The sequence below is a fragment of the Streptomyces sp. NPDC087844 genome (genome assembly GCF_044742785.1).
In the GTDB taxonomy this organism is placed as follows: Bacteria; Actinomycetota; Actinomycetes; order Streptomycetales; family Streptomycetaceae; genus Streptomyces.
Genome location: NZ_JBIUVD010000001.1, coordinates 616,585 through 643,573 on the forward strand (window position 1 = coordinate 616,585; position 26,989 = coordinate 643,573).

Below are 26,989 nucleotides of genomic sequence, written 5' to 3' on the forward strand. Positions count from 1 at the left end.
GGGTGGGGCGGGGGCGGGGTGGGTTTGGTTGGGTTTGGTTGGGTTGGGTTGGGTGCGGGCCGCGTTGCGGCTGGTCGCGCCGTTCCCCGCGCCCCTGAAGGGCAAGGGACTGCGCCGTTCCCCGCGCCCCTGAAAGGGCGAAAGACTGCGCCGTTCCCCGCGCCCCTGAGAGGCTGCGCCAGGCCCCCCGCCCCCGTGAAGGCCAAAAGATTGCGCCGTTCCCCGCGCCCCTGAAAGGCAGAAGATTGGGCCGTTCCCCGCGCCCCTGAGAGGCAGAAGGCTGCGCCGTTCCCTGTGGCCCTTGCAGGTCCGGGGTGAGGTGTGGGTGGTCAGCGTGGGTCGGGGGCGGGGGCGGGGGCTCTGTGGTGCGGGTCGGGTCGTGGTGTGCTCTTGGTCGGCGGCGCCTGAGGTGTCTCCGGGGGTGCCTCCAGGAGCACGTGGGAGGGCGGCAGGGTGAGCGTGAACTCCGTACGCCCCGGCTCGCTCTCGACGTCGATGCGGCCGCCGTGCGCGGCCGTGATGGCCGCGACGATGGCGAGCCCGAGGCCGGAGCCGCCGTCGGCGGGGCCGCTGCGGGAACGGGATGTGTCGCCCCTCGTGAAGCGCTCGAAGACCGCGGGCAGCAGGTGCGGTGGGATGCCGGGACCGTCGTCGCGGACGCGGATCACGCAGTGTGCCTGCGTGGCCTCCACCGAGGCGACGACCGTCGTGCCCACCGGCGTGTGCGCACGCGCGTTGGCCAACAGGTTGGCCACCACCTGATGGAGGCGGGCCTCGTCGCCGAGGACGAGCGCCGGGGTGTCGAGGAGCAGCGCCAGTTGCCAGTCCTGGCCTGCGCCCGCCGCCCGCGCGTCCCACACGGCCTCGGCGACCACCGCCGCGAGGTCGACCTCGGACGACTGGAGCGGACGCCCCTCGTCGAGCCTGGCGAGCAGCAGCAGGTCCTCCACAAGCCCCGTCATGCGCGCCGACTCGGCGGAGACCCGCCGCCAGGCCAGCGTGGGCTCGATCCGCTGGGTGCCGCGGTTCATCAGCTCCGCGTATCCGGCGATGGACGCGAGCGGCGTACGGAGTTCATGGCTGGCGTCCGCGAGGAAGCGGCGCATGCGTTCCTCGCTGCGCTGGCGTTCGGCGAGCGAGGACTCCACATGGTCGATCATGCGGTTGAGGGCGGCACCGACCTGCCCGGCCTCGCTGCCGGGGTGGGTGTCGCGTTCGCGTACCCGGGTGAGGCCGGTGACCGCGCCCCGGCCCAGCGGAACCCGCGAGACCTCGACGGCGGTGGCGGCCACCCGGCCCAGCGGACGCAACTGACGGCGTATCACCACGGCGCAGATCACACCCGCGGCGGTCAGGCCGAGGCCCCCCGCCACGGCCTCGATCAGGACCAGGCCGCCGATCATGTCCTGTACGTCGTCCATCGGAAGCCCGGTGAGTACGGGGACACCGTCACCGGCGATGGCGGTCACGCGGTAGGTGCCGAGGCCGGGGATCGTACGGGTGTGCAGGGAGCCGTCGGTGGCGATGCCGTCCAGGGCGGCGCGCTGGGCGGTGGTGAGGGTCTGCTGCGTACCGTCGTCCGTGACCACCTGGGCCGCGATGACCTGTCCGGTCCCGTCGGCATCGGCATCGGTGTCGGCATCGGTGTCGGCATCGGTGTCGGGATCGGGAGCGGCATCAGTGTCGGGATCGAAGCGGGCGGCGAGTGTGCCCACCGCCTGGCCGCGCTCGTTCAGGAAGCCGAGGTCCGTGTCGTCGCCCGTGCGGCGCTGCAGTCCGCCCTGGCTGCGCTCGGCGGCGTCGGTGACGCGCTGGTCGAGGTTGCCCATCAGGTACGCGCGCTGGGCGAGGACGGTGGTGAGCGCCATCGCCGCGCAGACGACGACCAGGATGACGCCGATGAAGAGCAGGAGGCGGGTGCGCAGTGAACGCCGCTCCGGCAGGCGCGGCCTCATCTGCCGTCCCCCGGCGGTCTGATGGCGTACCCGACGCCCCGTACGGTGTGGATCATCGGCGTCCGCCCCCTGTCGATCTTGCGGCGGAGGCTGGAGATGTAGACCTCGACGAGGTTCCCTCCGCCGTCGAAGCAGCTGCTCCACACATGGTCGAGGATCTGTGTCTTGCTCAGCACCTGGCGCGGATGGCTCAGCAGCAGGTTGAGCAGGTCGAACTCCTTGGCGGTGAGCTGGACCCGCGTACCGTCGCGGTGCACCTCCCGGGTCTCCTCGGTCAGCACCAGATCACCGAGGACCAGCACCGAACCGCCGGACCCGGTGTCCTCCGCACCCGACCGCCGCAGCAGTCCGCGCAGTCGCAGCACGACCTCCTCCAGGGAGAAGGGCTTCGTCACGTAGTCGTCGGCGCCGGAGGCGAGGCCGTCGATGCGGTGTTCCAGCGCGTCTCGCGCGGTGAGCATCAGGACGGGCAGCTTCGGGTTCTCCTGCCGCAGCCGGCGCAGGACCTGGATTCCGTCCAGGTCGGGGAGCATTCCGTCCAGGACGACGGCGTGCGGGGCACGGGCGCGCGCGACGCGCAGCGCGGACCGCCCGTCCGCCACCGGGTAGGGCCGCCAGCCGGCCTCCGCGACGGCCACGGAGAGCAGCTCGGTCAGACCGGGTTCGTCGTCGACGATCAGCACGCGGACGGGCTCGCTTCGGGTGCCAGACATGTAGTGATCCTGTCCCGATCGGCTGGGAGAACCCTGTGTTCCGCCTGAGCCGCAGCCGTGCGTCCGCGCACCCGCGCACCCGCGCACCCCTGAAAGGTGCGGGCCCGCTGCGGCCGGCCGCGCAGTTCCCCGCGCCCCCTCTGAGGTGAGGGCTCGGCTGCGGCCTTGCCCCCTCAGGGGCGCGGGGAACGGCGCAATCCTTTCGGGGCGCGGGGAACGGCGCCATCCTTTCGGGGGCGCGGGGAACGACGCGAACGGGGCTGATCGCTGCTGCCGACGTACCCGCCGGTCGCCCCGTACGCCCCGTACGCTCCGTACGCTCCGTACGCTCCGTACGCTCCGGACACCCCGCGCACGGCGAAGGGCCGCACCCCCCGACGTGCGGGAGTGCGGCCCTCGACTGCCGTGCCGGATCGCCTACTTGGAGATCAGGCTGCGCAGCACGTACTGCAGGATGCCGCCGTTGCGGTAGTAGTCGGCCTCACCGGGGGTGTCGATGCGGACGACCGCGTCGAACTCCACACCAGTGTCGGTGGTGACCTTGACCGTACGGGGGGTGGTGCCCTCGTTCAGCTCGGTGATGCCGGTGAAGGAGAAGGCCTCCTCGCCGGTCAGACCGAGGGACTCGGCGGTCTGGCCCTCCGGGTACTGCAGCGGGATGACACCCATGCCGATGAGGTTCGAGCGGTGGATGCGCTCGTACGACTCGGCGATGACGGCCTTGACGCCGAGGAGCGCGGTGCCCTTGGCGGCCCAGTCGCGGGACGAGCCGGAGCCGTACTCCTTGCCGGCCAGGATGGCCAGCGGGGTGCCCTGCTCGATGTAGTTGCGCGAGGCGTCGTAGATGAACGACACCGGCGCGTCCGGCTGGCTGAAGTCGCGGGTGTAGCCGCCCTCCGTGCCCGGCGCGATCTGGTTGCGCAGGCGGATGTTGGCGAACGTGCCGCGGATCATGACCTCGTGGTTGCCGCGGCGCGAGCCGTAGCTGTTGAAGTCACGACGCTCCACACCGTGCTCGTTGAGGTACTTGCCGGCCGGGGTGTCGGCCTTGATGGCGCCGGCCGGGGAGATGTGGTCGGTGGTGACCGAGTCGCCCAGCTTGGCGAGCACGCGCGCGCCGGTGATGTCGGAGACCGGGGTGGTCTCCATCGTCATGCCCTCGAAGTACGGGGGCTTGCGCACGTAGGTGGACTGCGGGTCCCACTCGAAGGTGTTGCCGGTGGGGATGGAGAGCGCCTGCCACTGGGCGTCGCCAGCGAACACGTCCTGGTAGGACTTGTTGAACATGTCCTCGCCGATGGTGTTCGCCACGACGTCGTTGACCTCGGCCTCGGTCGGCCAGATGTCTTCGAGGAAGACCGGCTTGCCGTCCTGGTCGGCGCCCAGCGCGTCCTTGGTGATGTCCACCTTCATGGAGCCCGCGATGGCGTACGCGACGACCAGCGGCGGGGAGGCCAGGTAGTTCATCTTGACGTCGGGGTTGATGCGGCCCTCGAAGTTCCGGTTGCCGGAGAGGACAGAGGTGACCGCGAGGTCGTGCTCGTTGACGGCCTTGGAGACCTCCTCCGGCAGCGGTCCTGAGTTGCCGATGCAGGTGGTGCAGCCGTAGCCGACGAGGTTGAAGCCCATCTTGTCGAGGTAGGGGGTGAGCCCCGCCTTGTCGAAGTAGTCGGTGACGACCTTGGAGCCGGGCGCGAGGGTGGTCTTGACCCAGGGCTTGCGGGTCAGGCCCTTCTCCACGGCCTTCTTCGCGACGAGCGCGGCGGCGACCATGACGTACGGGTTCGAGGTGTTGGTGCAGGAGGTGATCGCGGCGACGGTGACGGCGCCGTGGTCGATCTCGTACGTCGAGCCGTCGGGGGCCGTGACCGTGGTCGGGCGGGACGGTACGCCGTTGGTGGTGGCCGGGGCGTCGGAGGCCGGGAAGGACTCCTTGCCCGCCTCGTCGTCGTCCTCGACGTAGTTGCGGACGTCCTGCGCGAACTTCTGCGAGGCGTTCGCGAGGACGATGCGGTCCTGCGGGCGCTTCGGGCCGGCGATCGACGGAACGACCGTCGACAGGTCCAGCTCCAGCTTCTCGGAGAAGTCGGGCTCGGCGGCCGGGTCGAGCCAGAGGCCCTGCGCCTTGGCGTACGCCTCGACGAGCGCGACCTGCTGCTCGTCACGGCCGGTCAGGCGCAGGTACTTCAGGGTCTCGTCGTCGATCGGGAAGATCGCGGCGGTGGAGCCGAACTCCGGCGACATGTTGCCGATGGTGGCGCGGTTGGCGAGGCTCGTGGCCGCCACACCCTCGCCGTAGAACTCGACGAACTTGCCGACGACACCGTGCTTGCGGAGCATCTCGGTGATCGTGAGCACGAGGTCCGTGGCGGTGGTGCCGGGCGTGAGCTCACCGGTCAGCTTGAAGCCGACGACACGCGGGATGAGCATGGAGACCGGCTGGCCGAGCATCGCGGCCTCGGCCTCGATGCCGCCGACGCCCCAGCCGAGCACACCGAGGCCGTTGACCATGGTGGTGTGGGAGTCGGTGCCGACCAGCGTGTCGGGGTACGCCTGGCCCTTGCGGACCATGACCGTACGCGCCAGGTGCTCGATGTTGACCTGGTGGACGATGCCGGTGCCCGGCGGGACGACCTTGAACTCGTCGAAGGCGGTCTGGCCCCAGCGCAGGAACTGGTAGCGCTCCTTGTTGCGGCCGTACTCCAGCTCGACGTTCTGGGCGAACGCCTCGTGGGTGCCGAACTTGTCGGCGATGACGGAGTGGTCGATGACCAGCTCGGCCGGGGCCAGCGGGTTGATCTTCGCCGGGTCGCCGCCGAGCTCCTTCACGGCCTCGCGCATGGTGGCGAGGTCCACGACGCAGGGCACGCCGGTGAAGTCCTGCATGATCACGCGGGCCGGCGTGAACTGGATCTCCTGGCTGGGCTGGGCCTGCGAGTCCCATCCGCCGATGGCACGGATGTGGTCGGCGGTGATGTTCGCGCCGTCCTCGGTACGGAGCAGGTTCTCCAGCAGGACCTTGAGGCTGTACGGAAGGCGGGCCGAGCCTTCCACCTTGTCCAGCCGGAAGATCTCGTAGGACTCGTCGCCCACGCTGAGCGTGCTACGGGCGTCGAAGCTGTTCGCCGACACGACAGTCTCCTTCATTCATGTGCGCGTACCACCGCATCCTGCCGCCACGCCCTCTTGGCCGATCCGCTAAGGTCAAGCTAAGTTAGGTAACCCTTACCGGTCCTGGGCGGCTGCGGCACGCCTCGGCAGATATCTCGATGTCGAGATAACTCTAGTACATGACCGCGGCACGGTCATGCCCGGAGGGCGTGTGACCGCCCTCATCCGGATTACCACCCGACCCGGTCGCACACTTCGCGAACCCGGTCGGCAGCCGTCACGCGGCACCCCCGGGCCGACGGGGAGGCGCCACCGCACGTCACAGCGAGAAGCCCCCCACGAGCCCCCTCGCCGCCGGACCGGGACCGAACCCGGCCCGGCCGCAAGGGTGTTCGGCGTGCCGGCCGCCATCCGGGGTACCCGGCAGCGGACGACGACGAAGGGGGCACCCATGCCGCTCACATTCCGCAAGAGCTTCCGGATCCTGCCCGGAGTACGGCTGAACATCAACAAGAAGTCGTGGTCCATCACCACGGGCGGCAAGAACGGCCCCAAGCACACGCACAGCAGCACGGGACGCCGGACGACCTCGATGGACCTCCCCGGCCCCTTCGGCTGGCGGCGCACCACCCGCGGCAAGCGCCACTGAGGCACCGTCACCCCATCGGCCCCCTCCAGATGCGGCATCTCATATGTGAGATAGCCTGCCGTTATGGCAGACGACTACCTCGTACGCATCGGCAAGCTCATTCGTGACGCCCGTCAGCATCGGGGCTGGACACAGACGCAGCTGGCCGAAGCGCTCAGCACCAGTCAGAGCGCGGTGAACCGCATCGAGCGAGGCAACCAGAACATCAGCCTTGAGATGATCGCTCGAATCGGTGAAGCGCTGGACAGCGAGATCGTCTCGCTCGGCTACGCCGGCCCGATGCATCTCCGTGTGGTCGGCGGACGCCGGCTCTCCGGCTCGATCGACGTCAAGACCAGCAAGAACGCGTGCGTGGCGCTGCTCTGTGCGACGCTCCTGAACAAGGGCCGCACGGTGCTGCGCCGCGTCGCGCGCATCGAGGAGGTGTACCGCCTTCTGGAGGTACTGGGCTCCATCGGCGTACGCACCCGGTGGATCAACGGTGGCGTGGACCTGGAGATCGTGCCGCCGGCCGAGCTGGACATGGCGTCCATCGACGAGACGGCGGCCCGCCGCACCCGTTCGATCATCATGTTCCTCGGCCCGCTGCTGCACCGCATGGACGGCTTCAAGCTGCCGTACGCGGGCGGCTGCGACCTCGGTACGCGGACCATCGAGCCGCACATGATCGCGCTGCGCCGGTTCGGTCTGGACATCGCCGCCACCGAGGGCATGTACCACGCGCGGGTGGACCGCAAGGTGACCCCGGGCCGCCCCATCGTGCTGACCGAGCGCGGCGACACGGTGACGGAGAACGCGCTGCTGGCCGCCGCCCGCCACGAGGGCACGACCGTCATTCGCAACGCCTCCTCCAACTACATGGTCCAGGACCTGTGCTTCTTCCTGGAGGCTCTCGGTGTCCGGGTGGAGGGAGTCGGCACCACGACGCTCACCGTGCACGGCGTGCCGAACATCGACGTGGACGTGGACTACTCGCCGTCCGAGGACCCGGTGGAGGCGATGAGCCTGCTGGCCGCGGCGGTGGTGACCGAGTCCGAGCTGACGGTGCGCCGCGTCCCCATCGAGTTCCTGGAGATCGAGCTGGCGGTCCTGGAGGAGATGGGCCTCGACCACGACCGCACGGCGGAGTACTTCGCCGACAACGGCCGTACGCGCCTGGTGGACCTCACCGTCCGCCCCTCGAAGCTCGAAGCGCCGATCGACAAGATCCACCCCATGCCCTTCCCTGGCCTGAACATCGACAACGTCCCGTTCTTCGCGGCGATCGCGGCCTCCGCGCAGGGCCAGACGCTGATCCACGACTGGGTCTACGACAACCGCGCGATCTACCTCACGGACCTGAACCGCCTGGGCGGACGCCTCCAGCTCCTCGACCCGCACCGCGTCCTGGTCGAGGGCCCCACGCGCTGGCGAGCCGCCGAAATGATGTGCCCACCGGCGCTGCGCCCCGCCGTGGTGGTCCTCCTCGCGATGATGGCGGCGGAGGGCACGTCGGTCCTCCGCAACGTGTACGTGATCAACCGCGGCTACGAGGACCTGGCGGAGCGGCTGAACTCGGTGGGGGCGCAGATCGAGATCTTCCGGGACATCTGAGAGCCGTCGGGAAACGCTCCGTCACACCCTCCTGAACTGCATGACTGCATGACCGCAAGGCACGGTGGGGTGCGACGGAGCCTCCGGGAGTTTTCGGGGCGTTGAGCCGGGAGCAACGGCTTTCGAGCACATCGCAAATGCCCCGGCCTGGGCGCCTGCCGGGCCCTCGGTTCCCCCGTCGACCGGCTGACCGGCTGACCGGCACCATGACGGGCACCGCGTCGGTCCCGCATCCCCACACTCCGCGCCGTCTCCCGACCCAGCTCGACGGCGACGCCTCGGACCGGGCGATCGGCGCCTTCCTCGCCGTGCGGGCCACCCCGACCGAGCCAGGGCTACGGGCGATCGCCGTCGACGCTCAGCACGCCCACGGCACCTACCTCCGTGCCCGCGGCGCCACTACATCGCCCCGGTCGAGGCCAATCGCCGGGGGCCCTGATCTTCTGCACCATGTCCGCGACAACACCTTCCGCGAGGACAACTCCACAATCCGCGCGGGCCACTTGCTCCGTCGCTGCCCCTCGGCTCGGGCTGCGACGTCCTCCACTATCCGGAGGTACGTGTCGAAGATGTTCCGGGAATGCCTGAGGTGAGCGCGGCCTCGGGGCGGATCGGGAATCCCGGCATCAGCAGTGCGCTGCGCACTCAGGTATCCGCACCGCGCCGAATTCTGTCCGCTTTGATTCTTTCGAGCAGTTCATTTTCAAGGTGAGCGTACTGACTGCGGACGGTCAAACCATGTGCCTGGGTCCAGACGGACCTAGCCCACGCCGTGTACCCGAGTCGAATCAAGGCGTCGCCGAGAATCATGGATGCGGTGACCTCCAATCGGGTTGCCCTCATTTCGCGCGCCAGGGAAACAGCAGTTTCGGCCGTTCGGGCAGCTCCCTCAAATAATTTGAGTTCCATTTGATACTGGGCTAATCGCGAAGTGATGCCTGTACGCAGGAGGAGTTCTTTTTGCGGCAGAAGATCCAGGGCTTGCTGCAAGGTGCCCACCGCATCGACCGGCTGGCCCAGGCTGTGCTGCACGCAACCCATTCTATAAAGCGCCCAGGCTTTGCCCTGCGTGTCACCCAGAATATCTTGCAAGTGAAGCTGGCGGAGGGCAACATCCAGCAATTCAGGATCACGTTCACCTGCGAGGAGCCGAAAATTGATGACATTTCCCAGCGCCATCGCTTCGATCGAGTGATCGCCGATTTCAAGAGCCACAATCGAGGCTTTGCGCCCCTCTTCAATCGCCTTGTCGATACGTTGCCGCTCCCTTTCGAGGACGGCGCTGACGTTGAGGGCCATGGCCTGTACGGTGAGGTCGTTTTCCTGAAAGGACAGTTTGATTGCCCGGTCGGTGACCGTACGGGCCTCATCAAAGGATTCCATCTCCATCAGAGCGCCGCCGAGCATGTAACCGGCCCGGAGTTCGGCCTGATGGTCTCCCGCGTGGCCGGCGGCCTTCATGACTGCCCGCCCGGCCGACATCATGTCGCGCCACCGGTGGTCCGCCATGAGGATGGGATCAAGCGCGATCAGCAGGTCCGCGGCGGCTGCCGTGTGCTCCTCCGCGCCCTGCGCCACCACACTGAGAGCGTCTGTCAGGCGCCGGCTCGCCCACCGCATGGCAGCCGCCTCGTTCCTGAAGGACTGTCCCTGCACCTTCGTTGCCTTGAACCCCAGCGGCAGCGTGTGGCCGGGACGCAGCAACTCGTAGGCGTTGCGCGCCGTAGCCTGGAAATAGTCCACGAGACGAGCAACAGCCTCAGGCCGCATCGTGGCCTCGTTCTCCTCTGCCGCCCGCCTCCGCGCGAACAGCCTGATGAGATCGTGATACCGGTAACGCCCTGGTGCCGGAGATTCGAGCACCCCCGCGCTGAAGAGCGAGTCCAGAAGGCGCTCCACTTCACCCTCCGCCAGATCGAGCACCGCCGACGCCTCCCCGAGCTCAATCACCGGCAGTTCCAGCAGAGACAGAACACGCAACGAACGTGCCTGCTCGGGGTTCAACTGCGTGTAACCGAGATGAAAACACGACTCGACCGTCAGCTGCTCGATACGCAGCTCTCCCAGCCTCCGCTGCTCATCAAGCAGACGCTCCAGCACATCCGAGATAGGCCACTCCGGATGCACTGCCACTCTCGACGCGATGATCCTCACCGCCAGCGGAAGCCCACCGCACAGCTCGATCACCCGCAGCACCGTCAGATGTTCCGCCGTCGTACGTGAACTGCCCACCACCCGCCGGAACAGCTCCCCCGCGGTTCGGAGATCGAAGACATCCACCGAGAAACGACCCGTAGCCGGCACTGAGATCAACCGCGACCTGCTCGTCACCACAGCCGCGCTGTTACTCGACCCCGGCAGCAACGGACGCACCTGCTCGGCAGCCCGCGCGTTGTCCAGCAGAACGAGCAACTGCCGCTCCGCAAGCACCGACCGGTACACCGCCGCGCGCTCCTCCAGATCCGCCGGAATGCTCTGGTCGGGATGACCGAGCGTCCGAAGGAAGAAACCCAGAACATCCTTTGGATCAGCGGGTACTCCGTCAGCACCCCTCAGATCGACGTACAGCTGCCCACCAGGAAAGTGCTTCTCGACACGATGCGCCGTGTGCACGGCCAGTGCCGTTTTGCCCGCCCCGCCCATCCCTGTCAGCACCGCCACCGGCGCAGCTGTCCCCGTCCGGTCCAGCAACAGCTCCGTCAAACGCGCCACCTCGGAGACGCGCCCGGTGAAATCAGCCAGATCAGCAGGCAACTGCGCAGGCCGGACAGAACTCGAACGCTCCTTCTGATCCGTTGAATCCGCGACAACGGACGGATCGGATCTCAGAATCCGTGACAATAGATCCTGCAGTGTCGGGCCCGGCTCGATACCCAACTGTTCAGCAAGCGTCTGTCGCGTATCGTGAAAAACAGCAAGGGCCTCCGCTTGACGGTCACTCCGATACAACGCCAGCATCAACTGCCCGCACAACCGCTCCCGAAGAGGATGCGCTGCCGTCAGCGCAATCAACTCCGGCACCACCTGACGATGCGCCCCCCGCTCCAACTCGCACTCGATACAGGCCTCCGTCACCGACAGACGGAGCTCACTCAGACGCGTCCGCTCGACTTCAGCGAAGGGCCCCGGTACGCCCGACAACGGCAGGCCGGTCCACGCTTTCAGCGCCGACCGCATCTTCTCCGCAGCCGCAGCAGTCGCCAGCCCCCGCGCTTCGTCCACCTGCCGCTCGAACACCGTCAGATCAAGACACTCATCGGCTACCCGAAGCGCGTATCCGCCACTCGCGGAAACCAGCACCTGCTTACCCGGAACCACCCGGCCGAATAAGCTGCGCAAGCGAGACAGATACGTGCGGACCACCGACACGGCAGTTGACGGCGGCTCGCCGGTCCACAGACCATCAACCAACTCACTCACAGTGACAGGTCGGTTCCCTGACAAGAGCAACACGACCAACACCGCACGCTGTTGAGGAGGCCCTAGCGTCAACTCGGACGCACCCACCCAGGCCCGCAACGGCCCAAGCACCGAAAACCTCAGGTCGTGGACTTCAGCAGATGTCATGAGACCCGGGACTCTATCGCAGGAGCCCCCGGCCCCGGCCTGCGAGGCGACTCCGCGACCGGCGCCCTCGACGCGGAGACGCAGGCCACCCTCGGCGCCACCGGATGAATCCGGACAGAACTGATCACGCAACCGACCCTGCGAGCACCGTGCCGTGAAGTGGCCGAGAGCTGTCACGTCCCGGGTAGAGCCAGGAAACGAGGTCGACCGTCTTCGAGTCGGCCCTGAGGTGGACGAGCGGTCTCGTCTGCGGCGGCGGACAGACACAGGGGAATTCCCGCACCCGCAGGCAGGCGGGGCGCTGAGGAAGCGTCACTGAGCCGTCGGTCTCACGTCGGCCTCACGTCGGCCTCAGGTGTTCGTGCCACAGGGTGCCGTCATAGCGGCCTACGGCGTCGAGGGCCGTTGTCAGCAGGGGTCACGTGTGTCGCGACCACGCACGGACAAGCCATCAGAACGCCGCCGCGTACGAGTTTCTCATTGCGCCCCGCGAGAACGCCTCTGCCTTGTCTCTGGAGTTTGCTTGTATGGTCCGGGTGCGGAGCTGCGCTTGGACGAACCTGCAACGGCACTACCAGAAACCTTCAGTCCAGCGAAGTAGGCATACCCCTCTCGCGGGTACTCGTGTTTCCCTTGCCGGCCAACCGCTTCGGCCGGTCTCGGACGGGCGCCGGTTTCCACCCGACTGCGAGCGATGGCCTCATCCAACTCCCGCGCCTCAGCCGGACTCAGAGGAGCACCGACCTCCACCCGACTGCGAGCCATGGCCTCACCCAACTCCCGCGCCTCAGCCGGACTCAGAGGAGCACCGACCTCCACCCGACTGCGAGCGATGGCCTCACCCAACTCCCGCGCTTCAGCCGGACTCAGAGGGGCGGTCGGAGGCTTCGGCGAGGCCGCCTCGGCCAGGCTCTGCTGCTTGGCGCGTGCGATCAGCATCCGCTCTTCATCACCAGGCATGTCTGCCATCTGTTGCCTTATGAATTGAGCTCGTTGATCATCCCTTCGGCGCGATACGTCAGGGGTTTCGCCACTATTCCGAAAGAATCTCCGAATCCCCCACCTTTTTTCCCCAAGAGAGGCGTTTGGTGATGTATCAGACATAGTACATATCTTCCCTTGCGTAACGATTTACGACGGTCGAATTATCCCGAATCCATGCAACGCATCATCCACAGCAGACCGTGCTGCGCGCACCTCTCCACATGGGCTTGCACACGGTTTCCGTCTCTCGACTTGTACGACGGGGCACACGCGAGCAGAGTTCACCGACCGGAGGGATGGGGGATCGTGAGGATGATCCCGGCCAGGTGCGGGCGCTCGCAGAAATGCGCACGATGTGCCGATTCAGGCTTCGGTTCGGCGGGACACGCAGCCTGACCGGATGGTGTCGCGGCCCTGGTGACAGAACCCGCCGGGTCGGATCCGGCGTCTCCGGGAGTGTCGACGGCCCGGCCGACTGCGGACAAGCGGGCGGAGCCCCGTACAACGCGGTTCGCAGAGCCGGGCTCAGCCGATAGGAGGCAGGCCCGTGGCCGGGCTGTCCGGATCCCGGGCCCTGGCGCGGTCCGTTGACGGTGACGGGCTGAATCTGCACCAGTGAACCGGGGCGGGATCTGGCCCCCGGCCCCGCAGACGCTGCAGCCTTGGCCCGCGCCGACAAGCCATGCGCGCCGTCGAGGATCTAGCTCATTGTGGCGAGCCACGTCCGCCTGGGCTCACTGCGTACGAGCTGGAGGATCAAGTGCACCTGACGGCCACCGGGCGTCGAAACGAGTGAGTCACTGATGCGGTGTGCTCGCGTGCCCCTGACTTTTTCGTGCCGCACACCGGCTCCGTACGGGGGTGCTCCCTCCTGGGAAGCGATGGAGGCGCCGCGCCGCTCCCCGCGCCCGCGGGCCACACCTGGATGACCTTCCGTCTCCTTCGCAGGAGTTCCTCTACGGTCGATCAGCGCTCGCGGGCAGGTGCGGACCTCGATGTCGAGTATAGGGACCTGGACCTGGACGCCGATGCTGCCGCGGGAGATGCCGGCAGACACTTGACGGTCCGCATGGACGACGGCCGACCCGACGTCCCTACCCAGAATGCAGTGAGCACCGAACAATCCTGAATCGACCTCCGTTTGTCCGATCCGCACGCACCGTCCCACATACTCCTGGCGGCCGGCGGGACGACGGTCGGCAGGGCCTTGCCCGGGGCGATACCGTCCGCCGCTTGGGCCGGAGTCGGATTGAACCCTTCGCATGCTGACGGGCGTAGCTACATCTGAATGCACGAGAACTTCAACTGTGGAGGACAGAAATATGAGTGGAAACACGGCGGACGCCGCTCTTGAGGCCCAGTTCCGCGAGAGTGACGCCAAGATCGACGCGCTACTGAATACCGCGTACAAGGCCAGCCAGGCGGCCACGAAGCGACTGGCGGACAACGAGCAGTTCCAGCAGTCGGCGGACCCGCGAACGAGGCAGATGGTGAACCAGCACGCGTACGGGACCTCTCACTCCGCCACTCCGGGGCAGAAGCGCTGACCCGGCGGATGTGACGAGCCTCTTCGACGGCCTCCCGGCAGGCCGTCGAGAGCGCAGAGCCTGATCAAGTTCCGTAGGTGTCCGGATCGTTGGTGATGCCCCGGACGGGGAGTGCTCGTCGGGGCTCATGGCGGATCGCCCGGGTGGTCTTGGCGATGTTGTCGGCTCCGGCGGCTCTCAGCACGCCGATGGCGAGATCGCAGCGGTCGCCATGGCCCTGGTCCGGGGCCCGGGGTCTGGGGCCCGGGTCCGGGGTCCGGGTCCGGGGTCCGGGGGTCTGGGTCCGGGTCCGGGTCCGGGTCCGGGGTCCGCGGCGGCGATCACGGCCGTCACCGGCATGGCGAGGTGGGGAGGACGACCTTCTGGCCTGCCCACGGAGCCTCGTCGGCCTGCCCGTCCGCGACGGCGGAGCACTTCCGGCCGGTGGACTGGTTCGGGGACGGCGCGTACCACTGCCTCCCCGCTGGGAGCGCCGCGCCGAACACCACGCTGCCCTCGTCTCCCCGGCCTGCGGCCTTATCTGCCGAAGACGTCGCAAGGAGGCTCGACCATGATCGTGTCACGAGCTCGTAGGAGCCTCCCGCGAAGTCGCCGACAGCCGCGCGAACTTCGGTCTCCCTCTGCGCGTAGTAGCGGTGTTCGTGCAGGAATTCGTGCCCGCAAGACGCGGAGGAATGGAGTGTGTCCATGTACAGGGTTGCTGGAACCACTGAGGCCCACGGGGCTTCCTGGCATTACCCCTACGAGGTTCTCGGCGCGCCGGATCCGCAGAGTCGGGATCAGGTGCAGCAGGACATGGCGCTGCGCCATCAGGCCGCTGTGCGGCGCCAACAGGAGGCAGCCCGGACGGTGGCGCAGCCACCGGTCGCCATTCCGCCGAGGCCGCCCGTCGTGCGCTATCCGGTGGATCCGGTCCCGCGCTATCCGGTAGCCCGGGGCTCGGAAGCGCTCGCGGCGGGCCCGGTCGTGCGCTATCCGATAGCCCGGGGCTCCGAGGCCTTCTCGGCGGGTCCGGTCGTGCGCTATCCGGTGCGCGCACCCGCTCCCGCACCTTCGCACGCTCCGGCCGTTCCCTTCGGGCGCCCGTCTGTCCCACTGCCGTCCGTCACCGTCCCACTCCCGACGGCGCCACCTTTTCTTGCGCGACGGCCGGCACTCGGCCACCCGGTGCCCCGGTTCGTTCCTCTGGACGCCTCCCCCTGCGACACCGCGGCGATCGTGTACCAGGAGGAGGCGGCGTGGTTCGAGGCCGCACTGGCGCGCCACATCATCGATCGGCGGCCGGAGGTCGCCAGGCAGATGCGAACGGTCGCGTGCGCGGCATGGCACATGGTGAGCGCGATCGATCCGGCCAGGACCAGCAAGTTCGCCGAGACCAACCGGATTCAGCAAGGCGCTGTGGGGGACGATCCAGGTGCCCTGCGGCGAGTCGCCGAGTCCGGGAACCTCAGGGAGACCGTGGCCTTCCTCCTGGCGGGGGAACGGAACGGGGCGTTCAGGGGGCTGTCGGACTTCGGGAGTACGGGACTTCTGCAGCAGCAGCGCGCGAAGAGAGAGAAGCATCCCGTCAAGTTGCAGCGCAGGCTGGCCAGGGACGTGCACCCGCCGCTTTCCGCGGACGAGAAACGGTTCGCGTCCAGTCTCACGGCGAACGGCGAGCGGTACGTCGAATGGTGCCGGGGCGACCAGTTCATCACGCTCCCGTCCTCCGCCTCCCCCCACCACGACGCGGAGCCCTCGGGCGGGCTTGTCGGTACCGGTCTTTCCGGATCGACCATGGCCCTGCTCGAAATAGCCAAAGTGGCCCAGGACAAAGGCGCGCGGCACATCGACCTCGAACTCGTCCGGCTCGCCGCGATCGCCGTCTTCGTGGAACACGGGCATCACACGGCGCATGAGGTTCTCAGCAGCGCGGAGATGTGGGCCGCTCACACACATTCCAGCAACAAGCTCACGTACGACAACAGTTATCGCCGCTACCGGTCGATCGCTCCCCTCACCGAGCGGGAGCTTCGAGGCATCGGCAAGTCCTCGCGGTTTCCGGACGAGTTGATGGGCGAGGTGACCTCCGCAGCCATGCGGCACCCCGTGCCGGCCGCCTACGCCGCTCCGCGGTACTCCGCGCAGTCCGTTCCGATCGCCTACCGCGCCAACGAGACGGGCTACGCAGGCCTACGACGGTGACGACACCACGGTTGCTGGCGCGGGAGGGGAGGGGGCCGAATACCTCTGTCGGGAACCTTGTTGCACTGGATCACTGCGGCTGTGCGTAGCCATCGGTGAGGACTCGCGACGTCAACGGCCAGGCCTTCCCGAATCTCACCCGCCCGGACCGCGAGACGAGAATCATCGACGGAGGACCGACATGCCAAGTTCCCCCGCCCCGGCGACGAAGCCACCTCCGGCTGGCGAACCACAGTGAGCGCCTGCGTCAACCTCGGCCGACCGTCGGTGCGTTCCGCTGCGACGAGTGGAACGGCTTCACCCGTCAGTCAGTGACGCTCTGAACCGGGTGGCGAGTTCTACGCCGCTCGGGGTTCAGCCGGTCGCGGAGGGACTCGGTGTCGGCGTGGCCCAAGTCCTCCATGATGGACAGGGCTTCGGTCCAGGCGGCTCGGGCCGCGTCCGGAGTTCCCGCGCCCTGGTGGGTGTCGCCCAGACGGGTGAGGGTTCCGGCGATGAACCAGGGCAGGTCGCCCTGGCGCCGGTACAGGCCCAGGGCGTGCTCGAAAGCGGTGACGGCATCGGCGTACTGGCCGAGGTGGTGGTGGGCGTGGCCCATGCTGTCCCAGGTGTGGGCGGCGTTGATGTGGTCGCCCAGTCCCAGGCACAGGGTCAGGGCCTCCCGGCAGTGGTCGAGGGCCTGGCGATGCTGGCCGAGGAGGACGTGGTACCAGCCGACGGCGTTGAGAGCCGACGCGATCGACGTACGGACACGCATTCCGTCGGAGGCCTGGCTCTCACAGGCTTGGAACAGTTCGAGGGAACGCTGGGCGGCTTCCAGCGCCGCGTCCAGGTCCCCGCTCTGCTCCACCGCCCAGGCCAAGGTGCGGTAGCTCTCGGCGGCGGATCTCACGTCGCCTGCACGGATCAGGAGTTCGACGGCCTGCCGGGCCTCGGCCGCCGCCTGGTCGAAGTGCCCGCGGCCCGCCATGGCCAGGCCGAGGCCGCGACGGGCGTACGCCTCGGCGACCGGGTCGGCCAGTCTGCGCGCGGAGTCTAGGGCGGCACGCTGCATGGCCTCCTCGTCCTGCCAGAGGCCGCGCAGATGAAAGTGGTTGGCGACGGCCCAGGCGAGTTGCCAGGTGTGGGTGTCGTGGTGGTGGGTGGCCGCCTGCGCCACGGCCGCGCTGAGGACGGCCTGTTCGGCGGTGAGCCAGGCTGTCGCCTGCGCCGGGTCGCCGCCGAAGTCCTCGGGGCGCACTCCCTCGGCCACCGGGGCGAGGGGGATGAGCACGCGGGCGCGGTTGGTGAGTCCGGTGGCGCCGTGGGCGGTGTGGAGGTAGTGGTCGAGCACTCGGTGGCGGGTGGCCCGCAGGTCCTCGGGAAGTTCGCCGGTTTCGGCGAGTTCGGCGGCGTAGGCGCGGAGCAGGTCGTGGGAGGCGTAGCGGCCCAGGACGGCCTCGTCGAGGAGGTGGGCCCGGACGAGTTGGGCGATCAGACGCCGGGCGTGCGCGAGGGTGAGGCCGGCGAGGCTCGCGGCCGCGGGCGCGGTGATGTCGGGGCCGGGGTGCACGGCGAGAAGGCGGAACAGGCGGGCCGCCTCGGAGGTGAGGGCGTGGTACGACCACGAGAGCACGGCGCGTACGTCGGCGGCGGTGTCGCTCTCGTCCTGGAAGGCGTCCAAGGCGCACGTGGCGTCCACGTCGGCGGCGCTGGCGCGGAGTTCGGATGCGAGGGCGGCAAGCGGGAAGGTGGGGCGGGTGGCCGCGCGGGCGGCGGTGACGGCGAGGGCGAGCGGGAGGCGGGCGCAGCGGGCGATGATCTCGTCGACGGCGTCCGGTTCGGCTTCCACTCGGGCCGCGCCGAGGCGTCGGGCGAGCAGGGCGCGCGCCTCGGCTGGGGCGAGGACGTCGAGGTGGAGGGAGTGTGCGCCGTCGACGGCGACGAGGCCGGCGAGCCGGTTGCGGCTGGTGACGATGACCAGGCAGCCGGGTGCTCCGGGCAGTAGCGGGCGTACCTGGGCGGCGTCGCGGGCGTTGTCGAGGAGCAGCAGCAGTTTGCTGCCCGCGAGGTGGGTGCGGTAGGCGGCGGTGAGGACGTCGAGGTCCTGGGGCAGGGCACGGACATCGGCGCCGAGGGAGGCCAGCAGGGTGCGCAGGGCATGTTCGGGGGCGACGGGCACGCCGACCGGGTCGAAGCCACGCAGGTTCAGGTAGAGCCGTCCGTCGGGGAAGCGGTCGGCGACGCGGTGGGCCCACTGCACGGCGAACGCGGTCTTGCCGACGCCCGCCGTGCCCGCGACGGCGCTGACGACGACGGTGCCGTCCGTGGCCATGGCCACCGCACGGTCGAGTTCGGGTTCCCGGCCGACGAACACGGCTGATGGTGGCGGGAGTTGCGAAGGGGCGGGAATGGTGGGCGGTGTGGGCGGGGGCGTCCGCTCGGGCTCGGACGGCTGGTCGAGGAGGCCGGGGTCGGCGCGGAGGATGCGCTGGTGGAGGGTCCGCAGGGCCTGACCGGGGTCGACGCCCAGTTCCTCGGCGAGCAGGGTCCGCGCCTCCTGGTAGGTGGCCAGTGCGGCGGCCTGTCGGCCCGAGCGGTAGTAGGCCAGCATGAGCAGTTCGCGGAAGCGCTCGTCCATGGGGTGTACGGCGACGAGTTCGGCCAGTTCGGCGGCGGCCTCCGCGGGGGCGCCGAGGCCGAGTTCGGTGGTGAGGCGGGCCGCTGTCGCGGACAGCCACAGTTCGGTGAGGCGGTGGCGCTGCTGCTGGGCGTGGGCGCCGGGCAGTCCGGCCAGCGCGGTGCCGTGCCACAGGTCCGCCGCCTCCCGGAGGAGCTTCACCGCGCCCGCGAGGTCGCCATCGCCGCGGGCCCGTTCGGCAAGGGCGCTCAGTTCCCGGAAGCGGTACAGGTCCAACTCGGTCGCGGGGCCCAGCTGGTAGCCGTCACCGACGGATCGGATCAGGGAGTACGCAAGGTCCGTACCGGGGTCGAGGACCTTGCGGAGGCGGTGGATGTAGCCGCGCAGGACGGCCGAGGCGGAGGCGGGCGCGTCGGGGCCCCACAGGGCGTCGGACAGCGCGGTCGTCGAGACCTGCGAACCTTCCGCCAGCAGCAGTACGGCGAGCACGGCGCGTTGCTGCGGCGGGCCGAGCGGGATCTCGGCCCCGCCGCGCCAGGCCCGGACCGGGCTCAGCACCGAGAACCGCACTGGTTGTTCCAACGTCGAGGCCTCTCCCGTTGTCCGTGAGCGGTCTCCAGTCTCTCAAGGAAAGGGGGAGTTCCTTCGAACCGGGGACGGGCGGGGACGGGCGGGGACAGGCGGGGACGGCACGGTGCCACCGCGGCCAGCGACTCGGCCTCGCGGGACGGGACGCGTCGTAGGGCGGACAGCGCCACGGCAGGAGGTTTCGACGGGTTCAGGACGGGGCGTGCACGGCCCGTGAAGTGGGTCGGAGGTGGGCGCACACGACCCGTAGACAGTTCGTCAACGGGACATATACGGACGGCTGGTTACCTGGATCGCGTAAGGGCGACCGCCGAAATCGGCGGTCACCGCCGTTCTGCACCAGAAACCCGATGCACGATGAATACGCCTGATACGACACTCGCAAACCCTGAGCCGGACTCCAATCTGCTGGACGCTCTAATGGCCGAGCACTCCCCCGCCGTCATCGCCTACGCGGAGAGGATTCTTCGGGACCGGCATCTCGCGGAGGACATCGCCCAGGAGGCGTTCATCCGGGCCTGGCCGCACACGGAACGGCTCTGCTCCACCGCCGGCTCCATCCGCGGCTGGCTACTGACGGTGACCCGTCACCTGATCATCGACCGGTCACGAAGTTCCATGGCGCGCAACGAGGTGGTGGGCTCGGACGGACTGTTCGGTACGGGCCGACCCGAAAGGACGCTGCCGGACCACGCCGAGTCCGTCGCGACCTCCATGCACACCCTGGCGCTGCTGCACGGCCTCTCCCCCGAGCACCGGGAGGTCGTCCTCCACCTCTACGTGCTTGAGCACAGCCTGCGGGAAGCCGCCGACTTGATCGGCATACCGGTCGGCACCGTGAAATCTCGGCACCATTACGCGCTCAACGCCCTCCGACGCAGGCTCGCCGCCGAGTGACGTGGGGCGGTGCGAAAAAATGTGCGCTGCATACTGACCCGAATCAGATCCCGAACCGTTTGTTCATATATGCATCGCATGCAATGGACGGAAATCGTGGAGCTGCTGCTCCGCCGCCGCGCGGCCGCCTTTCGCGAGAACCACCTCACCCTCTCCGCCTCGGTGCACGACTGGCGACGGGCCCGAGCCGCCGCCGAGGCCGCGGTCCGGCACGCGGTGCGGCGCCGCGAACGTGTGGTCCTGGTCTCGGATGTGCTGCGGCAGGCCGAGGAACAGTTCATGCTCCGGCTGTCGACCCACGTGGCGGCGGTGGTCCTCAGGGAACGGATCGCCGCGCAACGCGAGCTGATGACCGACGCCACGGACCACTGAGCGCCCGCCACCGGCAGACGACGCGACCGCGGCCTGGCCCCGACGCACGGGCCAGGCCCAACCTGTAGCCGCCGACACCCGACCTCGCCCCCGGAACGTGCTCTCCGCCCCACCGGGCGCGCGCCTGGCCCGTGACGTACCCGCCGCCGAGGAGTACCCCCGCGAGGGCCACCGCGGCGACACCCACCAGCACACCCCGGCGCCGCCGGTTCGCCGCGTCCTCCGCGCGCGCCTGCCGCAACGTCCTCCGCAGCATCAGATCACCGTCCTCCGGCGGACCCTCCAGAAAGAACTCCGGTGGCACCTCACCGAGTTCCGCCTCAAGCGCCTTCAGATCAGCCAGCTCCACTCGGCATACCTCGCACGCCTCGATCTGTCGCTCAAGCCCGGACCGCTCATCGGCGTCAAGAAGGCCCAGCGCATACGCGCCGAGGAGTACGTCATGAGAGTGCTCCCGCGTCGTCACACTGCCACCTCTCGGAGCTGAACATCACTGCCCGGCCTGCCCGCACACACCTTGCGCAACGCCTTCAGACGCCTTCAGACGCCTTCAGAGCATGATGAGCACGGGACTTGACCGTACCCTCCGGAACACCCAGCCGAACCGCCGCCTCCGCCGCAGTGCGCCCGGCCTGAGGGAGGGCCCCCGGACTGCCGCACGGGTTCCGGCACGGTGCCCGGGGGCCTGCTGCGCGGGGCCCAGCGGGGCACGCACCGTCACGCGGCGTCGGGGGCGTCGATCGGCGGTGGCTCCTTGGGGCGGTGCTGACCCGGCTTGCAGCCCGCGAAGACGCCGGAGGGGTCACGCAGCGAGTTCATCACCGGGGTCAAGTAGTCCCGGTGCCACATCGCGGGCCCGGTCATCGGGGAGCCCGAACCGGTGAGGTCCTGCCAGGCCATCCACAGGCCGTACAACTGCGCTATGGCCTCCATGTGTTCGTACCAGCGGGGGCACCAGGGGGCGGTGGAGGAGATCTCGCGGCCGTAGACCGGGATCAGCAGGCCGTGCACCCAGTCCGCGAGATCGGACACGGCCGAACCGAACTGCCCCCCGGACTTGTAGAGGACGAAGGGCGGGGCGCCGGAAGGGGGCGGAGCGTCGGGCGCGGGTCGCGGGGGCACGGGCTCGTCCCGTTCCGGGTCCGTGGGCGCCGACTCCGCCGAGCCCGCTTCCGGAGGGTTCCCTGTGGGCGGATCGGGCGGGGTCGGTGGATCCGCCCGGGGGGCCGGGACGGGGGCCGGGGCGGAGGCCTTCACCGAAGCCCCGTCGGCCGGGTCCGGCGAGGGGGCGGACCGCACCCAGCCGCCCGTGCGCGCGGCGCCCGGTGCCTTCGCGACCGCCTCCGGGTCAGTGCTCGATGCCATGGCCCGTCCACTTCTCCGCCGCTCGGCGGGTGATCGCGTCCGCCTCCGCCTTGGCGGCGGCGGAGGTGGCCGCCGCGCCGGGTTCCTTGAACCAGGGGCGGAGCCGGATCATGGCCGGTTTGACGCCGGTGGCCAGGAGGAGGGCGGTGCCCTTGGGAAGGGCGCGGATGCGGTCGGGTGGCAGGATCGGGTCGAGGCGGTAGGACGTGGAGCGCGAGGTGCCGTCCTTGCTGCGGGAGACGCTGAGCGTGCTGACCTCCCGCTGTCCCACGAGTCTGGAGACCTTGTCGACGAAGTCGGCGTCGTCCAGGCCCGCGCCGAGGAGCTTGATGGTGGCGGCGCTCCACAGGGCATCCATACCGGCCTCGCCCCAGACACGGCTGCCCTGGCGGTAGCTCTGGAGCAGCGTCACGACGTTGATGCCCCGGGATCCCAAGTGGCTGTAGAGATCGGGGAGATCCGAGATGCGGCAGACGTTGGCGGCTTCGTCGAGGACCGCGGTCATGGGCGGGTCGAGGCGTCCGCCCATGCGTTCGGCGGCCATGACCCCGGCGCGCATGGTGCCGTCGGCGATTCCCGCGACGACCCCGGCCGCGGAGCCGCCGCCGTCCTTGGAGAGGAGGTAGAGGGTGTCGCGGGTGAGGACGTGGTCGTGGGGACGGAACTCGGGGAGGTCGGGCTGCGGGGTGACCCAGGCGACGATCTCCGGGTCCAGGAGGCAGGAAACGCACTGGCGCGCCGTCTCGTAGATGCCGTCGCGGGTCTCGACGGCACCCCGGACAGTGCCCTGCAGCTGTTCGGCGAAGGCGTGCATGCCCATGTCGCGCAGCAGGTCGATCGGAGTGCGGTCGGCCGGGTCGGCGAGCCAGGCGAGCAGGTCGGTGACCTGGCGTTTTCCGCCCGCGGCGGCATGAAAGAGGGCGGTGAGGGTGTTCTGCGCGGCGGAGATCCAGAAATCCTTCTTCGAGGAGTCGTCGTTGACGGAGGCCACGAAGTGGCCGGCGAGACGGCGGGCGCCTTCGATGGTGGCGCAGTCGGCGAGCATGTTCCACCACATCTCGCGGGGGGCGTGGGCGATGCCCTGCGGGTCGAACGTCCAGACCCGGCCCACCTCGGTCCGGGCGGCGCGGGTCACGGCGTACACGTCGGACTTGTTGGAGGTGAGCAGGACGGCGCCGCGGGCCCGCAGGACGCGCGGGATGGCGATGCCGGTGGACTTGCCCGCGCGCGGCGCCATGAGGTCCAGCTCCACGTCCTCGAAGGAGGATCGGAGTTCGGGCCCGTTGGGATCGAGGTCGCCGAGGAGGTTGCCGGTGTCGTCGGGGTCGAGCTCCTTGATGCCCTTGAGGGAGGGGCGCAGATCGCGGGCGCGGGCGGCGATGCCGGCGGGGGCGAGCGCCGCCAGTTCGCGGACGCCGGCCAGCCCCGAGGTGGGCCGCTGGTGCCCCCGTACGACGGTGAACAGGGCGACGACGATGGCGGCGACCGCGGCGAAGGCCACCGTGATGCCGCTGTACACGGCGAACGGCGAGGCTCCGGGCCACGCCTTCTGCGTCCCGTGGGCGGTGACTTCGGCGAAGGTGGACAGGGCGAAGGGGGGCGGGTTCCAGCCCGCGCCGGTCAGCGCCGCGGCCGTCGTACCGCCGAGCCAGACGGTGGTGGAGAGCAGCAGGGCCACGGCCGCCACGGCGACGATCGCCCAGGGGGCGAGTTCGTTGCCCGTGGGGTGGGGACGGGCGCTCACGCGATGCCTCCGGCGTCCCCGGGGCGCGGCGGCTTGGCCGCGGCCCAGCGGCTGTTGGTGTCGTGCAGGTCGCGTTCGGTCTGGGTGATGGCGACCTTGATGGGGATGCCGGGGCGTCCACCGACCTTGATGAGGAACCGGCCGCGACCGGGAGGTTCCTCGTGGCCGCCGGTGACGGCCCAGCCGGGCGGGGAGGACCAGGAGGAGACGAGGTCGACCTCGCGCTCCGACATTCCTACGACACGGCCGAGTTCCTCCATCTCGGTGCGGGGAAGTCCGGCGCAGATGACCATGCCGGCGCGTTCGACGAAGCCGCGCGCCTTGGCCCGGTCGGACTCGCTGCCGAGCGCCTCGGCGTCCTTGAGGGTGTGAGTGATCTTCGCGTCGCCGAGGCCGAGGGAACGGTTGAGGCGGGTGAGCGCGTCGATGCGGTCCACGATGCCGGAGGCCGCCCGCAGTGGGCGCCAGAGTTCGTCGAGGACGGTGAAGTACCAGCGGCGGGGGGCGAGTCCGGCGTCGGCGAGTGCGTGCGCGGCGGCGACCGTGCCGAGTCCGTCGGACCAGGCGGCGAGCATGGCGGCGGCGGTGAGCTGGGTGTCGGACTCGCCGATGCGGGAGATGTCGACGCACACGGCGGGCGCGGACGGGTCGATGCGGGTGGAGGTCGGCGAGGAGAAGGTGCGGCCGAGCGGGCCGTCGAGGATGCCGAGCAGGGAGCGGTGCAGCGGGTCGACGGCGTCGTGGTAGCGGGAGTCGTCGCCGCGGTCGAGGGTGACCGCGCGCACCCGGTCGGGGCCCTGCTGCAGCACGGCGAGCAGGTCGGGCAGGAGCGGTGCGCGGCCGGTCGGAGTGCGTTCGCGCAGGTGGTGCAACGCGGCAGCGAGGACGGACTGTTCGTGGTCCTCCATGGGGCGGGTGCGGACGACGGAGATGAGTGCGGCGACCATGTTGAGGACACGGCCGTGCGCCTCGGCAGCCAGGCTCTCCCCGGCCGCTCCGCCGAGACGCTCGGCGGCGGCGCCCATCGCACCCGGGTCGAGGATGTTGATGCCGCCGACCCCGCGCCCGATGGAGATGACCTGCCCGCCGAGCGCGCGCACGGTGTCGGCGTAGTCGGGCTTGAGGTCGCCGAGGACCAGGGGCACGACTCCCGTCGCGGCGAGGCCGATCAGCATCCGGTTGACGAGGGTGGACTTGCCCAGGCCCGGCATGCCCAGCATGAACAGGGACGGGTTGGAGATGTAGCGGGCTCTGGTGAACCAGGAGATGGGGTCACCGCACACGGTGGCGCCGGTGCCCAGGTGCTGGCCGAGCGGCACCCCCGTCATCGGGGAGCCCGATCCGGCGGCGAACGGCCAGAGCCCGCAGGCCTGTACGGTCGTGGCACGCCACATGGTGGGCGGGTCGAGATGGCCGATCTCGCCGCCGCCGGGGCCGGGCCAGCCGCGTGCGCCGGGCAACCGGGCCGGCGGGACCTTGGATGCCGGGGGCCGACGACCGGTGCTGCTCACAGTGCCTCCTGAAGTGCCTGCGGAACGAGGGTGTGCTCCCAGGGCAGGATGCCGAGGGGGAGGGTGCAGGTGAAGGCCGCGGCCTGCATCCGGTCGGCCGGGCGCAGCGAGAGCCGGGCGGCGGCCTGGAGATTGCGCACGGTGACGGCGGCGTCGGCGAGCTGCTCCTGGGTGTCGACGGTGACCGTGACCATGAGGGAGAACTCCACGAGTCCCGCGCCGGCGGCCTCCTCGGCGGCGGTCTGCTCGGCGGCACGCATCTCGGAGGCGGCGCGGGCCTGGACCATGCCCTTGCCGGAGGTGGCCATGAACTGGGCGGCGCGGCGGTCGGCTTCGACGATGCGGGCCGAGGTGCCCGGGTCGATGGGTCGGTAGAGCAGGGCGACCCGTTTGCGGCGGGTGTTCGGCGCGGCCTCCAGCAGGCCGCGCAGCACATTGGAGCCGACAGTGCCGCGCGGGGCGAGGGTGAGCAGCCAGGTGCGGGAGATCCCTGAGTCGTGCTGGTAGGCGTCCACGGCCTCGACGGCGGCGGCGGGGCCCGCGTCCTCCCAGTCCAGGCCGGTCGCGCCGTAGCGGGCGCGGGCGTCGAGAACGTCCCCGGCGATGTCGGGGTCGTAGGCGATGCGGACCACCTCGGCGATGCGCTCGGCGGACAGCGGCGCGGCCGAGCCGCCGCCCGCGCCGACGAGTCCACCGAGCAGACCGGGGATGCGCATGGCCAACTCGGTGACGATATCGGACTGTTGGCGGCGCTGGCCGGGGAGGACGCCGTAGGTGAGGGCGATGTAGGTGTTCATCTCGGAGGAGGCGGACGGGTAGCGCTCCACGACCTCGCGCATCACGGCCTGGGCGGCGGCGGGCGCGTCCTGCCTGATCCTCGGCAGCACCTCGTTCGCCAGCCTGGTGCCGGAGTCGGGGGCGGTCTCCACCACGACGCAGGCGCCCTTGAGTTGGGGCTCCTGGGAGAGCCGCGCCAGCCACTGTCCCCAGGCGGCGACCCATACGTCGGTCTGGTCGGGGTCGACGAGTGACCCGCCGTCGGGATCGCAGCCCAGCACGATGGTGTACGTGTTACGGCCCGGGTGGTGCAGAACGCCGAAGGGCCGGTCGTAGGCGTCGCGGCCCTCGCTCATGGTGAGGCGGCTGAGCAGGCCGGGCGGCCCGAACCGGCCGCCGGGACGGGTGGACAGCGGGCCGCTGACGTAGAGATGGGAGCCCTTGGAGCGGCGCCGCAGCCAGCCGACGCGCAGGCCGAGCAACTGGTAGAGGTTGCGGCCGTCCCGGGTGCGCACCATGAGCGGCACGATGACCGCGGCGAGCGGGAACAGGACGAACAGGGCCGCCACAAGGGAGACCAGGGAGACAAGAAGGGTGAGCACCAGCCCGCCGAACACCCCGAACGTACCGAGCAGCCCGAGCGGGCCGAGTCCGGGGCGGCGGGGGCGGCGCCAGTTCCCGTAGGTGGGATGGACAACCGTATCCGTCGACATGGGGATTCCTGGGATGGTGGGTTGATGGGGTGGTGGTGGCCCGTCGGGGGCTGGAGGTTTCCGCGGGTGCGGTGCGGATACGGCGGTGTCGTGGGCTGT

At 69.7% G+C, this 26,989-nt stretch carries 18 protein-coding genes; 8 read left to right on the plus strand and 10 right to left on the minus strand.

The features are described 5' to 3' along the window. Nucleotides 1–329 precede the first annotated feature (329 nt). The 3 genes from ACIOKD_RS02425 to acnA all read right to left on the minus strand — a co-directional run bounded on the left by ACIOKD_RS02425 (nucleotide 330) and on the right by acnA (nucleotide 5,800). A complete protein-coding gene (locus tag ACIOKD_RS02425) occupies nucleotides 330–1,955 on the minus strand; it encodes an ATP-binding protein (RefSeq protein ID WP_402077012.1) in 1,626 nt (541 codons plus the stop codon). Further along, a complete protein-coding gene (locus ACIOKD_RS02430) occupies nucleotides 1,952–2,668 on the minus strand; it encodes a response regulator transcription factor (RefSeq protein ID WP_402077014.1) in 717 nt (238 codons plus the stop codon). Before ACIOKD_RS02430 ends, ACIOKD_RS02425 begins: the two co-directional genes overlap by 4 nt. Nucleotides 2,669–3,085: 417 nt before the next feature. Beyond that, a complete protein-coding gene (gene acnA / locus ACIOKD_RS02435; RefSeq protein WP_402077017.1) occupies nucleotides 3,086–5,800 on the minus strand; it encodes an aconitate hydratase AcnA in 2,715 nt (904 codons plus the stop codon). A 430-nt stretch (nucleotides 5,801–6,230) separates the two neighbouring features. Between acnA and ACIOKD_RS02440 the strand changes: the two genes are divergently transcribed. Both ACIOKD_RS02440 and ACIOKD_RS02445 read left to right on the plus strand, forming a co-directional pair. Next, nucleotides 6,231–6,428 (plus strand): DUF4236 domain-containing protein, encoded by a 198-nt coding sequence (locus tag ACIOKD_RS02440; RefSeq protein ID WP_402077019.1) that lies wholly within the window; start codon nucleotides 6,231–6,233, stop codon nucleotides 6,426–6,428. 63 nt (nucleotides 6,429–6,491) lie between these two features. Then, nucleotides 6,492–8,021, plus strand: a complete 1,530-nt coding sequence (locus ACIOKD_RS02445; RefSeq protein WP_402077022.1) for a helix-turn-helix domain-containing protein — start codon at nucleotides 6,492–6,494, stop codon at nucleotides 8,019–8,021. A gap of 645 nt (nucleotides 8,022–8,666) precedes the next feature. Here the strand turns inward: ACIOKD_RS02445 and ACIOKD_RS02450 are convergent. Continuing rightward, nucleotides 8,667–11,441, minus strand: a complete 2,775-nt coding sequence (locus ACIOKD_RS02450; RefSeq protein WP_402077024.1) for a BTAD domain-containing putative transcriptional regulator — start codon at nucleotides 11,439–11,441, stop codon at nucleotides 8,667–8,669. Between the two features lie 126 nt (nucleotides 11,442–11,567). Between ACIOKD_RS02450 and ACIOKD_RS02455 the strand changes: the two genes are divergently transcribed. The 3 genes from ACIOKD_RS02455 to ACIOKD_RS02465 all read left to right on the plus strand — a co-directional run bounded on the left by ACIOKD_RS02455 (nucleotide 11,568) and on the right by ACIOKD_RS02465 (nucleotide 16,303). Next, the gene (locus ACIOKD_RS02455) at nucleotides 11,568–11,696 is read left to right on the plus strand and encodes a hypothetical protein (RefSeq protein ID WP_402077027.1); all 129 of its coding nucleotides are present in this window, start codon (nucleotides 11,568–11,570) and stop codon (nucleotides 11,694–11,696) included. Nucleotides 11,697–13,894: 2,198 nt separating this feature from the next. Next, nucleotides 13,895–14,119, plus strand: a complete 225-nt coding sequence (locus tag ACIOKD_RS02460; RefSeq protein ID WP_402077029.1) for a hypothetical protein — start codon at nucleotides 13,895–13,897, stop codon at nucleotides 14,117–14,119. Nucleotides 14,120–14,914: 795 nt separating this feature from the next. After that, nucleotides 14,915–16,303: a hypothetical protein gene (locus tag ACIOKD_RS02465; protein ID WP_402077031.1), complete on the plus strand. Its 1,389-nt coding sequence runs from the start codon at nucleotides 14,915–14,917 to the stop codon at nucleotides 16,301–16,303. Nucleotides 16,304–16,607: 304 nt separating this feature from the next. Here ACIOKD_RS02465 and ACIOKD_RS02470 read toward each other — a convergent pair whose 3' ends face one another. Then, nucleotides 16,608–19,505, minus strand: coding sequence for an AfsR/SARP family transcriptional regulator (locus ACIOKD_RS02470; protein ID WP_402077034.1), 2,898 nt, complete (start codon nucleotides 19,503–19,505; stop codon nucleotides 16,608–16,610). Between the two features lie 426 nt (nucleotides 19,506–19,931). Between ACIOKD_RS02470 and ACIOKD_RS02475 the strand changes: the two genes are divergently transcribed. From ACIOKD_RS02475 to ACIOKD_RS02485, 3 genes are all read left to right on the plus strand, one after another. Beyond that, nucleotides 19,932–20,408, plus strand: a complete 477-nt coding sequence (locus ACIOKD_RS02475) for a sigma-70 family RNA polymerase sigma factor (RefSeq protein ID WP_402077036.1) — start codon at nucleotides 19,932–19,934, stop codon at nucleotides 20,406–20,408. Nucleotides 20,409–20,486: 78 nt separating this feature from the next. Then, the gene (locus ACIOKD_RS02480; protein WP_402077039.1) at nucleotides 20,487–20,780 is read left to right on the plus strand and encodes a hypothetical protein; all 294 of its coding nucleotides are present in this window, start codon (nucleotides 20,487–20,489) and stop codon (nucleotides 20,778–20,780) included. Nucleotides 20,781–20,877: 97 nt separating this feature from the next. Next, nucleotides 20,878–21,267 carry a hypothetical protein gene (locus ACIOKD_RS02485; RefSeq protein ID WP_402077041.1) on the plus strand — a complete coding sequence of 130 codons (390 nt, stop codon included), beginning with the start codon at nucleotides 20,878–20,880 and terminating at the stop codon, nucleotides 21,265–21,267. Between the two features lie 43 nt (nucleotides 21,268–21,310). Here the strand turns inward: ACIOKD_RS02485 and ACIOKD_RS02490 are convergent, their stop codons facing one another. The 5 genes from ACIOKD_RS02490 to ACIOKD_RS02510 are packed head-to-tail and all read right to left on the minus strand — an operon-like array spanning nucleotide 21,311 to nucleotide 26,890. Further along, nucleotides 21,311–21,586 (minus strand): sigma factor-like helix-turn-helix DNA-binding protein, encoded by a 276-nt coding sequence (locus ACIOKD_RS02490; RefSeq protein WP_402077043.1) that lies wholly within the window; start codon nucleotides 21,584–21,586, stop codon nucleotides 21,311–21,313. Then, nucleotides 21,498–22,145: a DUF4913 domain-containing protein gene (locus ACIOKD_RS02495; RefSeq protein ID WP_402077046.1), complete on the minus strand. Its 648-nt coding sequence runs from the start codon at nucleotides 22,143–22,145 to the stop codon at nucleotides 21,498–21,500. The genes ACIOKD_RS02490 and ACIOKD_RS02495 overlap by 89 nt, the downstream gene beginning before the upstream one ends. Continuing rightward, nucleotides 22,129–23,889, minus strand: coding sequence for a type IV secretory system conjugative DNA transfer family protein (locus tag ACIOKD_RS02500; protein ID WP_402077049.1), 1,761 nt, complete (start codon nucleotides 23,887–23,889; stop codon nucleotides 22,129–22,131). Before ACIOKD_RS02500 ends, ACIOKD_RS02495 begins: the two co-directional genes overlap by 17 nt. Beyond that, nucleotides 23,886–25,400 (minus strand): ATP/GTP-binding protein, encoded by a 1,515-nt coding sequence (locus tag ACIOKD_RS02505; protein ID WP_402077052.1) that lies wholly within the window; start codon nucleotides 25,398–25,400, stop codon nucleotides 23,886–23,888. Before ACIOKD_RS02505 ends, ACIOKD_RS02500 begins: the two co-directional genes overlap by 4 nt. After that, a complete protein-coding gene (locus tag ACIOKD_RS02510; protein WP_402077056.1) occupies nucleotides 25,397–26,890 on the minus strand; it encodes an SCO6880 family protein in 1,494 nt (497 codons plus the stop codon). The genes ACIOKD_RS02505 and ACIOKD_RS02510 overlap by 4 nt, the downstream gene beginning before the upstream one ends. Nucleotides 26,891–26,989 lie beyond the last annotated feature (99 nt).

What these genes read in the sequence shown, in the direction of transcription:
- ACIOKD_RS02425 (WP_402077012.1), bottom strand. Translation starts at nt 1,955, where the DNA reads ATGAGGCCGCGCCTGCCGGAGCGGCGTTCACTGCGCACCCGCCTCCTG.
- ACIOKD_RS02430 (WP_402077014.1), bottom strand. Translation starts at nt 2,668, where the DNA reads ATGTCTGGCACCCGAAGCGAGCCCGTCCGCGTGCTGATCGTCGACGAC.
- ACIOKD_RS02440 (WP_402077019.1), top strand. Translation starts at nt 6,231, where the DNA reads ATGCCGCTCACATTCCGCAAGAGCTTCCGGATCCTGCCCGGAGTACGG.
- ACIOKD_RS02445 (WP_402077022.1), top strand. Translation starts at nt 6,492, where the DNA reads ATGGCAGACGACTACCTCGTACGCATCGGCAAGCTCATTCGTGACGCC.
- ACIOKD_RS02460 (WP_402077029.1), top strand. Translation starts at nt 13,895, where the DNA reads ATGAGTGGAAACACGGCGGACGCCGCTCTTGAGGCCCAGTTCCGCGAG.
- ACIOKD_RS02465 (WP_402077031.1), top strand. Translation starts at nt 14,915, where the DNA reads ATGGCGCTGCGCCATCAGGCCGCTGTGCGGCGCCAACAGGAGGCAGCC.
- ACIOKD_RS02475 (WP_402077036.1), top strand. Translation starts at nt 19,932, where the DNA reads ATGGCCGAGCACTCCCCCGCCGTCATCGCCTACGCGGAGAGGATTCTT.
- ACIOKD_RS02480 (WP_402077039.1), top strand. Translation starts at nt 20,487, where the DNA reads ATGCAATGGACGGAAATCGTGGAGCTGCTGCTCCGCCGCCGCGCGGCC.
- ACIOKD_RS02495 (WP_402077046.1), bottom strand. Translation starts at nt 22,145, where the DNA reads ATGGCATCGAGCACTGACCCGGAGGCGGTCGCGAAGGCACCGGGCGCC.
- ACIOKD_RS02510 (WP_402077056.1), bottom strand. Translation starts at nt 26,890, where the DNA reads ATGTCGACGGATACGGTTGTCCATCCCACCTACGGGAACTGGCGCCGC.